The following is a 13,551-nucleotide window of genomic DNA, read 5'->3' as shown; positions in this document are numbered from 1 at the left end:
GAAGAGTGAGCGGCGGGACCTTCTGGTCCCCGACTTCGCCAAATCAACCGTGAGAACGCGGGACATCGGGAGAGCGATACACCAGACGAACGCCCGCCGGGGTCACTCCGCCGGCGGGCGTTGTCATTGGAGATGTAGGAATCGGCTTACGGCCGCGGCCTGCCGGGTCCCATCCCCGGGCGCACGAAGTACGTACGGGTGGCGCGGTGAACCTTCACGTCGTTCAATCCCCAGCTCGTTCCGCCGGTCGTGCTCACCAGGTGGTACTCTTCCACGTACGTCAGCTCGCCCTTGCGGACGGTCAGGTTGACCGTCGCGGCGGTTTCGCCCACGGAAACCGAATCCACGCGGACCCGCACCGTGTTGCGGGGATCCGCCGCCGACGCGTTCTCGACGCAGGGCTGCCCGGTACGGTCCAGGGCCACGCGGAACGCGGGAAGGAGCCCCTCGGGAAAGCTCGCGGGCCTGCGCACGCTCCGATAGACGCTGCACGCGTCGAACTTCGTCGAATCACCCACCCAGTTCAGCCGGAAGTCCATCACCGTGTTGAGCGCCGCCACCTGCGGCGTCGCGGACGCAGCCTGCGCCGGAAGGGTGGACGCCGCGAGAACGGTCGCGGCTGCGGCGGCGAGCAGTGCGCGCGTCAGTACTTGATACATGAATTCGGCCCCGGACTGAGCAGGTTGAAGTAGGGATCGGTGTAGAGGTCGTGGCCCGCGCTGTCGAGCGTGAACCCGTTGGGATGGCTGAATCCGAGCACGTGCGCCGCCTCGTGCAGCGCGGTGTTGGCCACGTCGCGCAGGAACGCGGTGTTGCCGCTCGCCGCGCCGTTCAGCAGCCACGGATCCATGTGGATCCGGCTGACGTAGGTCATCCCGTAGTGCGCGGTCGAGTCCTGCGAATCGCTCGCGCCGCGGAACACCGTGCCGTTGGCGAACGACGTCTCGAACTGCCTGCGCATCTCGCCGCAGCGCCGCCGCGCGGTCGTGTCCGCGATCTCGCTCTCGGGCCGCAGGTAATCGTGCAGCGACTTCTGGATCGTCGCCGAATCCGTCTTCGTCAGCGGCAGCTCGCACTTGGGATCGGTGCTGGGGTCGCAGGTCGGCGTGGGCTCCGAGCCCGTGGTGCTGCCGGTGGTTCCGCCGCTGCCGCCGCCCGGCGCGCCGCCGTTGGGCTGCGCCGTGGTGGTGCCCCCCGACGAAGGCGCGGACTGGCAGTTCGGATACGTGCCCCCGTACTGGCAGCTCGTCACCTCCAGCGTCTCCAGCTGGAACGAATCCAGGTAGTCCGGGCCCGTCGGGAGCAGCCCCCCGCCTCCCGCGCCGCCGTCCGAGCAGGCGGACAGCACCGCGAAACCGAAGATCGATACCGCCTGGACCGCAACCGAAACGCCGCTCGCGCAACGCCTGAGCTTTAGATGGCTCATAATGTATCCTGGTAGGGGCAGAAAGATCCATAGGTGCAGAAAGAAGGTCCGCACCCGGCGAGATGCTGTCTGTTACGTCGTTGGCTGTTCACCCTCACTTTACCGCGGGGAAACAGCGGCATCAGAAGGGGATTCCGGTGATACAGAGTCATGAGCAGCGCGCCACTAACCGTCTTCATGTGCGCGGTGAGTGGCTAAAGTAGACGTAACTTCAGATCATGTCAACACGCTTCTACGGGGTCACGTAAGGAGCGATAGGAAGGACCTGGGAAAGTCCAAGGCAAACAGAACGGCCGCAGCACGAAATCCGTGCTGCGGCCGTCGTGGATGGTGGACCTGACTCCAGGTCACAGGTTTGCTATGGCCGAGAATGGATGGAAACTACGAAGCTGGATCCAGATCGGACATGCTCGGCATTTGGCCTGTGCCAGGAGGTCCGATGGCCCGCAGGCAACGAGAGCCGGATCCATGTTTTTACTGCGGTGCACTGGTGAGCGGGAGGGGAGCCGGAGAACACTTCCCGGTTCCGCGCCGGCACGGAGGGACGGAAACCGTGCCCTGCTGCACGTCGTGCCACGACATGAAACATCGCTTTCCACTGGACACGTGGCCCTCGGAATGGATCAGCACGGCCATGGACGATTTCCCGAAGCTGAACCGCGAGACACGGATCTTCCTCGCGAAAGCAATGGCGCTCTGTTCAGCGATGCGATCCACCGAGTAGGTGAACAGGGAGAGAAACAGAACCGGTGCAACCGACGAACGGCCTCATGAGATGTTGCTTCTTCCATAGCTTCCCGCATCTCGTCTCGCACCGTCGTGTACATATCGACGCGTTCCGCAAGCGGCGGCTGACTCGTCCTGCACCATCACGTCGGTTGCGGGACGGCGCGCAGGCGGCGCACGTCCTCTCCCCCGGCGCCGTGCAGCCGGCGGTACGTCTCGCTCGCGTCGATCAGCTCCGTGTGCGGGCCCACCGCCGCCACGCGCCCCGCCTCCACCACCACGATCTGGTCGGCCAGCGCGGCCGTCGACACGCGGTGGGTCACGAACACCACCGTCTTCCCCTCCATCCGCGCGAACAGGTCGCGCAGGATCTCGGTCTCGGTCTGCATGTCGACGTTCGAGGTGGCCTCGTCGAGCAGCAGCACCGGGGTGTCGCGGACGATCGCGCGCGCCAGCGCCACCCGCTGCCGCTGTCCGCCCGACAGGGTGGCGCCCCACTCGGCCACGTTCGTGTCGTAGCCGCGGGGAAGGTCGCGCACCAGCGCGTCCAGCCGGCACAGCCGCACGGCCTCGTCCACCCGCGTGCGCGAGGGATCGCCCACGCCCAGCGTCAGGTTGTCCCAGAGCGTGCCCTGCAGCAGCGTGACCTCCTGCCACACCGCCGCCACCTGGCGGCGCAGGTCGGCCAGGGTCAGGGCGGAGATCGGCGCGCCGTCCATCTCCACCTCGCCCGCGTCGGGCTCCTCCAGCCGCATGATCAGCCGCAGCAGCGAGCTCTTTCCCGCGCCGCTGGGGCCCACGATGGAGGTGACCATCCCGCGTGGGAAGCGCACGTCCACCCCGTGCAGCACCTCCTTCCCCGGCGCGTAGCCGAAGGACACGCCGCGCATGCGGATGTCGCCGGCGACCGCCGTCCGCACCGGCGGCGGAGGCGCGTACGCCTGCGCGGGGTCCTGCTCGGGCGCCATGTCCAGGTACTCGAACATGCGCCCCAGGCTCACCGCGCTCTGCTGGAAGTCGCTGAACAGGCTGGTGATCTGGGTGAGGGGCGTGGTCAGGTACCCCACGTAGGCCGCGAAGGCCACGTAGTCGCCCAGCGTCATCTCCTGCCGCAGGATGAGCATCCACGCGAACCCCGTGAACACCGCCGTGCCCAGCGCGGCCACCACGGCGTTCAGCGAGCCGAAGAGCTGCGAGTAGCCCGCGGCCCGGAGCTGCACCTGCAGGGCGCCCTGGATGGCGCCGCTGGCCCGGGTGTAGACGTGGTGCTCGGCCGCCAGCGTCTTGATCGTGCGGATGTGGCTGAGCGCCTCCACCTGCAGCGCCGAGAGGTCGGCGTACGCCTCCGCGCTCTTCTTCCAGTACTTGCGCAGCAGCCGCCCGCTGGCCGCGGTGACGGCCACGGTCACCGGGATGCTGATCAGGCTGACCACCGCCAGCTTCCACTGCAGCAGGAACATGAACGGGGGCACCAGCAGCAGGTAGGCGCCGTTCACGAACACCGTCTCGAACGACCTGGCCACCATGTTCAGCAGCCCGCGCACGTCGCCGAAGCGGCTGGCGATCTCGCCCACGCGGTGCTCGTCGAAGAAGCGCACGCGCAGGTGCTGCAGGTGGTTGAAGAAGAGGAGCGAGGTGGCGTTGGCCAGGTGCGCGGTGACGTAGGTGGTGAAGTAGAAGCGGATGGCGGCCAGCACCGCCGACCCCGCGCTCACCCCCAGGATCCCCAGCACCAGCAGCCGCATCAGCGACAGGTTGCCGCTGGGATACACCTCGTCGATCAGCAGCTTGCCGAGGTAGGGCACGGCCAGCCCCAGCGCGCTCAGCACCATCGACAGCGCCAGCCCCTTCCCCAGCGCGCCCCAGTAGCGGCGGGTGAGCCGCAGCAGCCGCCCGAACTGCCGGAAGGCGTCGCGGAGCGCCGGCGTCTCTGTGGGGGGCTTGGGCGGCATCGATTCGTGGACGTGAGGGCCCGCGCGAGGGCCCCTGCGAGAGTTCGGTTCGGGAACGACGGCCGCCGCCCCACGCGCGGTCTCCGCGGGCGGGGGGGGCGCCGGCCGACCGGCGAACGAGGCCCGGAGGGGGAACGCAGTCCCCCCGGGCTCGCCGCGGCTGCCCGCGAGTCCGATTCGAGCATCGGAAACACGTTCCGTTTTCGGCCAGCTTGCGGCGGGGGAAAAGATAACGGCACATGGCTTTGGGCGCACCCTCCGGGGGGTGCGGGGGATGGAGCAGAGTCGGTTGTACACAAAGAACTACTACAAAACATGCCGATAACCTGTTAGATTCGCCCCCGGCGGATACGACCGCGAAATACCGGCATGGAGGCGGGAGCCCGGACCAAAGGGGCTCCCGTCCCGGACGTGTTTTCCCCGGAAATCGTGCTCCGCGTGTGCTTTTGCACCCCTCCGCCATCCTCCGGGCCGTGGCCCGGCGTGTTCCCAGCAACCCGGCGCACGTGGTGATCCCACATTCCCGCACCGCACCGAACCGCCACCCCGAGCACAGGCATGCACTGGGACGGCGTGGCCGGTATAGCGCGCTCCTCTGTTCCCGCGAGACGACCCGCTGATGCACACTGCGTCCGCCGTACCGCTCCTACAGCGCCACCGCGAGGACATCCTGCCCCACGCGGCCCCGTACGCGCGCGAAGCGTCGCTCCCCGCCCTCTTCGGCGAGGTGGCGGGCGCGCATCCCCACCTGCCGGCGCTGGAGTGGGGAGACGACACGGTGTCGTACGGCGAGCTCGACGCGCGCGCCAACCGGCTCGCGCGCCGGCTCCAGGCCGTGGGGGTGCGCCCCGGCGGCCGGGTGGGGGTGTCGCTGGAGCGCTCGCCCGCGCTGGTGACTGCGATGCTGGCGGTGCTCAAGGCCGGCGCGTCGTACGTTCCCCTCGACCTGGCCTATCCCGCCGAGCGGCGCGCCTTCATGCGGCGCGATTCGCGGCTGGCGGCGCTCGTCGTCGAGCGCGCGGCCGACGCGGGGCTGGAGCCGGGCGAGCGGGTGGCCATCGTGGCGCTGGACGAGGGCGACGCCGCCACGCGCGATCGCGGCGAGGCCGGCGCGGCGGCGTTCGGCGAGAGCGAGGCGTACGTGGTGTACACCTCGGGCTCCACCGGCACGCCCAAGGGGATCGCGATCACCCACCGCGGGGTGGCGCGGCTGGCGCGCGGGGCCGACTACCTGCGCCTGGGCCCGGGCGACCGCGTGTCGCAGCTCTCCAACACCTCCTTCGACGCGGCCACCTTCGAGATCTGGAGCACGCTGCTGAGCGGCGCCACCCTGGTCTGGCTGCCGCGCGAGGTGGCGCTGCACCCCGCGGCGCTGGCCGCGGCGGTGCGCGAGCGGGGGCTGACCACGGTGTTCCTGACCACCGCGCTGTTCAACGCGGTGGCGCGCGCGGAGCCCGCGGCCTTCGCGCCGGTGACGAACCTGTTGTTCGGCGGCGAGGCGGCGGACCCCGAGGCGGTGCGGCGGGTGCTGGCCGCGGGCGCGCCCCGGCGCCTGCTGCACATGTACGGCCCCGCCGAGTGCACCACCTTCGCCACCTGGCACCGGGTGCGCGAGGTGCCCGCCGGCGCCGACACGGTGCCGATCGGCCGCGCGGTGGCGCAGACCAGCGCCCACGTGCTGGACGCGGCGATGGATCCCGCCGGCGACGGCGAGCTGTACGTGGGCGGCGACGGCCTGGCGCACGGCTACGTGGGCCGCCCCGCGCTCACCGCCGAGCGCTTCATCCCCGACCCCTTCTCCGCCGAGCCCGGCGCGCGCCTCTACCGCACGGGCGACCGGGTGCGGTGGACGGACGGTGCGGACGGGCGCGAGTGCGGAAGTGCGCCGGAGACTCGCGAGCCCGAACGCACTCGCGCACTCGCGCACTCACGCACTTCGGTCCTGGAGTTCGTCGGCCGGCTGGACGGGCAGATCAAGCTGCGCGGCTGGCGGGTGGAGCCGGGCGAGATCGAGACGGCGCTGCGCGGCCACCCCGACGTGGCCGACGCGGTGGTGCTGGTGCGCGAGGACGAGCCGGGGCACCGCCGGCTGGTGGGGTACGCCGTTCCCTTCCCCGGCGCGTCGTTCGGCGCGGGGGCGGGCGCGGCGCTGCGGGAGTGGGTGGGCGAGCGGCTGCCGGAGTACCTGGTGCCCTCGGCCGTGGTGACGCTCCCCGTCTTCCCCCTGACACCGAATGGCAAGGTGGACCGTGCCGCGCTTCCCCCGCCCGCCGCCGGGCGCGCGGGAGGGACGGCGCCGCGGACGGAGACGGAGGTGGAGCTGGCCGCCGTCTGGGCCGAGGTGCTGCGGGTGGAGCACGTGTACGCCGACGACGACTTCTACGACCTGGGCGGGCACTCGCTGCTGGCCGCGCAGGTGGCGGCGCGGGTGCGCGACCGGCTGGGCGTGGAGCTGTCGCTGCGGCAGGTGTTCGACGCGCCCACGCTGGCCTCCCTGGCCGCCGCCGTCGACGCGGCGCTGCAGGCGGAGCACGACGCCGAGCTCCTGCGCCTGCTGGAGCACGTGGACGGGCTCTCCGACGAGGAGGTGGCGGCGCTGCTGTCCGAGCCGGCGGCGGGGTTCCCGGAGCCGTGACGAGGTCGCGCGAATGACGGAGCTGCAGACGCGGCTCGAAGGGCTCTCGCCCGAGCGGCGCAAGCTGCTGGAGCGGCTGCGCGGCGCCGCGCCCCGTGCCGACGTCCCCGCCCTGCGCGCGCGGCCCCGCCCCGGCGCCGCCGCGCCGCTCTCGCACGCGCAGCGCCAGCTGTGGGTGATCGAGCGGATGCACCCCGGCGGCGCGGCCTACGCCGTCGCGCGGGCGCTGCGCATCCGCGGGCCGCTGGACGTGGCCGCGCTGGAGCGGGCGCTCGGCGCGCTGCGGGCGCGGCACGAGACGCTGCGCACCACCTTCGCCGAGCGCGAGGGTGGGCCGGTACAGGTCGTCCATCCCCCCATCTCCATCCCCCTTCCCGTCGAAGACCTCTCCGCCCTCGGCGAAGACGCGCGCGAGGCCGAGGCGCGGCGCCGGGTGGACGCGGACGCGAACACGGGGTTCGACCTGGAGAGCGGGCCTGTCTTCCGCGCGCGGCTGCTGCGGCTGGCGGAGGACGAGCACGTGCTCCTCCTCGCCATGCACCACGTGGCCACCGACGGGTGGAGCACGGGGGTGATGCAGCGCGAGCTGGGCGAGCTGTACGCCGCGTTCGCGGAGGGGCGGCCCGATCCCCTGGTCCCCCTCGCCCTGCAGTACGCGGACTACGCGCTCTGGCAGGACGAGTGGCTGCGCGGCGAGCGGCTGGAGCGGCACCTGGCCTTCTGGCGCCGCGCGCTGGAGGGCGCGCCGCCCGCGCTGGAGCTCCCCACCGACCGCCCCCGCCCCGCCGTGGAAAGCCACCGCGGCGAGCGGGCGCGCTGGGCCGTCCCCGCCGCGCTGGCGGAGCAGCTGCGCGAGGTGGGGCGGGCGGAGGGCGGCACGCTCTTCCACGTGCTGCTGGCGGCGCTGCGGCTGGTGCTGTCCCGCCACGCGGGGCAGGACGAGGTGGTGATCGGCACCCCGTTCGCCAACCGCGGGCGCACCGAGGTGGAGCCGCTGGTCGGCTTCTTCGTCAACCTCCTCCCCCTGCTGACCGCCGTCCCCGGAGACCCGGCGTTCCGCGCGCTGGTGGCGGCGGAGCGCGACGCGGCGCTGGCGGCGTTCGGCCACCAGGAGCTGCCGTTCGACCGGCTGGTGGAGGAGCTGCGGCTGCCGCGCGACCCCGGGCGCAACCCCGTGTTCCAGGCGGTGATGACGCTGCAGAACGCGCGGATGGAGCTTCCGGACTTCCCCGGGTGCGCGGTGGAGGCGCTGGACGCGCGGATCGAGACGGCGCAGTTCGACCTGACCTTCGACACCTACGAGGAGGCGGACGGCGGGCTGCGGCTGGAGGTGAGCTGGGCCACCGACCTCTTCGACGCGACCACCGTCCGCCGCATCGTCCGCCACTACCTGGGGCTGCTGGAGAACGCCGCCGCGGCGCCAGACACGCCGCGCTCGCGGCTGGAGATGGCGGACGCGGTGGAGCGGGCGTTCGTCGTCGAGGCGTGCAACCGCACGCGCACGGACTACGAGCGCGACACCACCGTCCACGCCCTGGTCGCACGCCAGGCGGCGCGCACGCCGGATGCGATCGCGGTCGAGTCGGGCGACGTGCGCCTGACCTTCGCGGAGCTGGACGCGCGCGCCGGACGCCTGGCCCGCCGCCTCGCCGCCGCGGGCGCGGGGCCGGAGGCGCGGGTCGGGGTGGCGATGGAGCGCTCGGCGGAGTTGGTCGTGGCGCTGCTGGCCGTGTTCAAGGCGGGCGCGGCGTACGTGCCGCTCGACGTGGAGTACCCGCCCGAGCGGCTGGCCTTCATGGTGGCCGATTCCGGCATCTCCGTGCTGGTGGTGGGGGACGAGGTGCCGTCGGCGCTGGCGGGATACTCCGGCGCCGTGGTCCGCGCCGGCGCGGGCGTCGAATCTCCCGATCTTCAGGATGGGGATGGAGATACGGTCGCCGTCCCCACCTTCGACGTCGGGCCCGAGGACCTGGCCTACGTCACCTACACCTCGGGATCGACGGGAACGCCCAAGGCGGTGATGGTGCCGCACCGCGGGGTCGTGCGCCTGGTGCGGGGGACGGACTACGCCGAGTTGGGCGCGGGCGAGACCTTCCTGCTGCTGGCCGCGCTGGCGTTCGACCCGTCGCTGATGGAGATCTGGGCGCCGCTGGTGAACGGCGGGCGGCTCGTCGTCGCCCCGCCGCGGCAGCCCAGCTTGCGGGAGATCGGCGCGCTGATCGAGGAGAAGGGCGTCACCACGCTCTGGCTGACCTCCGGCCTCTTCCACCGCATGGTCGACGAGGAGATCGAGTCGCTCGGGCATCTCCGCCAGCTCCTGGCCGGCGGCGACGTGCTCTCCGTGGCGCACGTGGAGCGGGTGCTGGAGGCACACCCCCGGCTGCGGGTGATCAACGGCTACGGGCCCACGGAGAACACCACCTACTCCTGCTGCCACACCGTCGTCCCCGACGACACCGCGGGACCGTCGGTCGACACGGGGCGGCCGGTGGCGCGGTCGCGTGTCTCCATCCCCATCGGCCGTCCGATCGCCAACTCCACCGCCTACGTGCTGGATCGCCACGGCCGTCCTTGCCCGCTCGGCGTCCCCGGCGAGCTGTACGCAGGCGGCGACGGGGTGGCGCGCGGCTACCTGGGGCGGCCGGGGCTGACGGCGGAGCGCTTCGTCCCCGATCCCTTCTCCGACCGCCCCGGCGCGCGCCTGTACCGCACGGGCGACCGGGTGCGGCGGCGCGAGGACGGGACGCTGGAGTTCCTGGGGCGCATCGACCAGCAGGTGAAGGTGCGCGGCTTCCGGGTGGAGCCGGGGGAGATCGAGGCCGCGCTGAAGCAGCACCCCGCCGTGGGCGACGCGCTGGTGATCGCGCGCGCGGACGGCGGCGCGGACAAGCGGCTGGTGGCCTACGTCGTCCCCCGCAACGGCTCGGCGCCGGGCGCGGCCGAGCTGCGGACGCTGCTGGCGGCGCGGCTTCCCGCGCACCTCGTCCCCTCGGCGTACGTGGTGCTGGACGCGATCCCCCTGACGCCCAACGGCAAGCCCGACCGCCGCGCGCTTCCCGCGCCCGAGGCCGAGGCCGACGCCTACGTTCCCCCGCGCACCCCGGCGGAGGAGATGCTGGCGGGGATCTTCGCCGCGCTGCTGGGCGTGGAGCGGGTGGGCGCCGAGGACGATTTCTTCCGCCTGGGCGGGCACTCGCTGCTGGCCACGCAGATGGCGTCGCGCATCCGCCGGGCGTTCGGCGTGGACCTGCCGCTGTGGGCGGTGTTCGAGGCGGGCACCCCGCGCGCCCTTGCCGCCCACGTCGAGGCGGCCGCCGCCGGCGCGCCCGAGCCGCTGCCGCCGATGGAGCCGATCGCGCGCGGCGGGGCGCTGCCGCTCTCCTTCGCGCAGGAGCGGCTCTGGTTCCTGGAGCGCCTCCTCCCCGGCCGCGGCCTGTACAACATGCCCGTGCGCCATCGTCTGGAGGGGACGGTCGACGCCGATGCGCTCCGCCGCGCGCTCACCGCCGTGGTCGCGCGGCACGAGGCGCTGCGGGCGCGCTACCGCGAGGCGGACGGCGCGCCGGTGCAGGAGATCGCCGCGCCGTGGGAGATCGATCTCCCCGTGGTCCCCGTCGCCGGTGACGACGACGAGGAGGCGTGGCTGGCGGCGGAGGCGTTCCGCCCGTTCGACCTGGAGCGCGGGCCGCTGCTGCGCGCCGCCCTCCTGCGCCGCGGCGAGCGCGAGCACGTGCTCGCGCTGAACGTCCACCACAGCGTGGGCGACGGGTGGAGCTGGGGGCTGCTCCTGCGCGACCTGTCCGACGCCTACGCGGCCGCCCTGCGCGGGGACGATCCCCATCTCCCGCCGCTGGAGCTGCAGTACGCGGACTTCGCGGCGTGGCAGCGGGGATGGCTGGCGGGGGACCGGCTCGAGTCGCAGCTGGCGTACTGGCGCGCCGCGCTGGAGGGCGCCCCCGCGCTGCTGGAGCTGCCGACGGACCGGCCGCGCCCCGCGCTCCCCGCCAACCGCGGCGCGCTCCTCCCCTTCTCGCTGACGCCGGGGCTCACGCGCCGGGTGCACGCGCTGGCCGCGCACGAGGGCGCCACCCTGTTCATGACGCTGCTGGCGGCCTTCCAGGCGGTGCTGGCGCGGTGGTCGGGGCAGCGCGACGTGGTGGTCGGCTCGCCCATCGCCGGGCGCCACCACGGCGAGGCGGAGGAGATCGCCGGCTTCTTCGTCAACACGCTCCCGCTGCGCGCGCGGCTGGAGGACGATCCTTCGTTCCGCGCGCTGCTGGCGCGGGTGCGAGGCGCGACGCTGGACGCGTACGCGCACCAGGACCTGCCGTTCGAGCGGATGGTGGAGGAGCTGCGGGTGGAGCGCAGCCTGAGCCACGGCCCGGTGTTCCAGGTGCTGTTCGGGCTGCAGAACCTGCCGCCCGCGGCGCTGCGGCTCGACGGGGTGCGCGCGGAGGAGATGGAGGTGAGCCCACGCGCCGCCAAGTTCGACCTCTCCTTCGAGCTGCGCGAGGCGGACGGCCGGGTCGCCGGGGCGATCGAGTACGACGCGGACCTCTTCGACGCGGCCACGGTGGAGCGGCTGGCCGCGCACTTCCGCCACCTGCTCGACGTGGTCTGCGCGGACCCGGATGCGCACCCGCTGCGCGTGGACCTGCTGACCGACGCGGACCGCGAGCGGCTGGAGGCGTGGAGCCGCGGCCCGGCGCACGCCGGCGGCTTCGTCCCCCTCCCCCGCGCCTTCGCGGCGCGCGCGGCGGCGCAGCCGGACGCGCCGGCCATCCGCTTCCGTGGCGAGACCATCACCTACGGCGCGTTGGACGCGCGGGCGAACGGCATCGCGCGGAGGCTGCGGGCGCTGGGCGCGGGCCCCGACGCGCGGGTGGGCGTCTGCCTCCCCCGCACGCCGGACGCGATCGCCGCGATGCTGGGGGTGATGAAGGGGGGCGCGGCGTACATCCCCCTCGACCCGGCGTACCCGTCCGCGCGGCTCGCGACCGTGCTCGCCGATGCGGACGCGGTGGCGGTCATCACCACCGGCGAGATCGCGGGGCGCCTTCCCGACCATCTCCCCGCGCTGGTGCTGGATGAGGAGACGGATGCCGGGACGGCGGAAGATCCCAACGTCTCCATCGACCCCTCGTCCCTGGCCTACGTCCTCTTCACCTCCGGCTCCACGGGCACGCCGAAGGGGGTGATGGTGGAGCACGGCGCCGTGGCCCACCTGCTGGAGTGGACGCACGCGACGCTGGCGGGCGAGGAGCGGGCGGCGGTGCTGGCCTCCACCTCGTTCTCCTTCGACGTCTCCGTGGCCGAGGTGTTCGGCACCCTCTGCCGCGGCGGCACGCTGGTGCTGGTGGAGAACGCGCTGGACGTGGCGGGAGACGAGGTGCGGTCGGCGTACATGGTGCCCACCGCCGCGGCCGAGCTGCTGCGCCTGGGCGCGCTCCCCGCCGGGCTGACGACGCTGAACCTGGGCGGCGAGGCGCTCCCCGGCGCGCTGGTGGACCAGCTGCTGGCGACGGAAACGGTGCGCACCGTCCGCAACCTGTACGGCCCCACCGAGGTCACCGTCTACGCCGCCTGGGCCGAGGTGGAGCAGGGAGATGCGCGTCCGGCGATCGGGCGGCCGGTGGCCGACACGCGCGCCTACGTGCTGGACGAGTGGATGCGCCCGGTGCCGGCGGGCCTTCCCGGCGAGCTGTACCTGGGCGGCGCGGGCGTGGCGCGGGGATACGCGAACCGTCCGGCGCTGACGGCCGAGCGCTTCGCACCCGACCCGTTCTCGGTGGAGCCGGGCGCGCGGATGTACCGCACCGGTGATCGTGCGCGGTGGAGGGAAACCGAAGTGCGTGAGTGCAGGAGTGCGGAAGTGCGTGATGCCGGCGCGGCATCCGCATCCGCGCGGGACCAGCGCACTCGTGCACTCACGCACTCGCGCACCGGGGTTCTCGAGTACCTCGGCCGCCTCGACCAGCAGGTGAAGCTGCGCGGCTTCCGCATCGAGCCGGGCGAGGTGGAGAGCGCGCTGCTGGCGCATCCCGGCGTGGCCGAGGCCGTTGCCATCGTGCGCCACGACGGCGGCGACGCGCGGCTGGTGGCCTACGTCGTCGCCGCGGCGGGCGGCGCGGCGCCGGAGCCGGCGGAGCTGCGCGCGCACCTGCGCGAGCGGCTGCCGGACTACATGGTGCCCGGCGCGTTCGTGGCGCTGGACGCCTTCCCGCTCACCGGCAGCGGCAAGGTGGACCGCCGCGCGCTTCCCGCCCCCGCCGCGGCCGCCGGCGCCGCGCGCCCGTGGACGGACACCGAGCGGGCGCTGGCGGCGGTGTGGCGCGAGCTGCTGGACGTGCCGCACGTGTCCCCCGGCGACTCGTTCTTCGCGCTGGGCGGCCACTCCCTCGCCGGGATGCGGTTGGTTGCGGCGATGCAAGACCGGCTCGACGTGACGCTCCCCCTGCGCGACGTCTTCGACTTCCCGCGGCTGGCCGACCTGGCCGCCCGCGTGGATCGCCTCCGCGCCCGCTCGCTCGACGCGCTGCTGGAGGGATTGGGGATGTCGGAGGAGGAGGCGAGGGCGGCGCTGAACGGGCGGCTGTCGGACGCGGAAGTGCCGAGTGCCGAGCACGCTGGGCATCATGCGTCCACGGAGGATGAATGGACGTCCGCCTGCGCGAGCGGTGATTGACGACCGAGCCGAACAGCCTCGCGCGGTTTGCGGGGCTTCCCGTGGTTGTTGCTGCGGCGTCAGCCGCCGGTTTGTGGCCGTGATGCACCGGATCTCTGCACGAAGAGCGTGAGAGATCCCGCTGGAC

Annotated in this window: 5 protein-coding genes; 2 read left to right on the top strand and 3 right to left on the bottom strand. The window is 73.1% G+C overall.

All coding sequences use genetic code 11. The annotated features are described in order from the left end of the window. Positions 1–146 precede the first annotated feature (146 nt). From VF092_19280 to VF092_19270, 3 genes are all read right to left on the bottom strand, one after another. Complete coding sequence (locus tag VF092_19280) at positions 147–659, bottom strand: hypothetical protein (protein ID HEX6749447.1); 513 nt, start codon at positions 657–659, stop codon at positions 147–149. After that, positions 644–1,348, bottom strand: a complete 705-nt coding sequence (locus VF092_19275; protein HEX6749446.1) for a hypothetical protein — start codon at positions 1,346–1,348, stop codon at positions 644–646. The genes VF092_19280 and VF092_19275 overlap by 16 nt, the downstream gene beginning before the upstream one ends. A 947-nt stretch (positions 1,349–2,295) precedes the next feature. Next, positions 2,296–4,104 (bottom strand): ABC transporter ATP-binding protein, encoded by a 1,809-nt coding sequence (locus VF092_19270; GenBank protein HEX6749445.1) that lies wholly within the window; start codon positions 4,102–4,104, stop codon positions 2,296–2,298. Between the two features lie 619 nt (positions 4,105–4,723). On the opposite strand from VF092_19270, the gene VF092_19265 reads away from it, so the two are divergent. Continuing rightward, on the top strand, positions 4,724–6,739 hold the full coding sequence (locus VF092_19265) for a non-ribosomal peptide synthetase (GenBank protein ID HEX6749444.1): 2,016 nt from the start codon (positions 4,724–4,726) through the stop codon (positions 6,737–6,739). A gap of 13 nt (positions 6,740–6,752) precedes the next feature. After that, on the top strand, positions 6,753–13,424 hold the full coding sequence (locus VF092_19260) for an amino acid adenylation domain-containing protein (GenBank protein HEX6749443.1): 6,672 nt from the start codon (positions 6,753–6,755) through the stop codon (positions 13,422–13,424). The last annotated feature ends 127 nt before the right edge of the window (positions 13,425–13,551 follow it).

The sequence above is a fragment of the Longimicrobium sp. genome (genome assembly GCA_036377595.1).
Lineage (GTDB): Bacteria > Gemmatimonadota > Gemmatimonadetes > Longimicrobiales > Longimicrobiaceae > Longimicrobium.
Note: the sequence above shows the minus strand (reverse complement) of the source record. Positions and strands in the feature narration are given on the sequence as shown.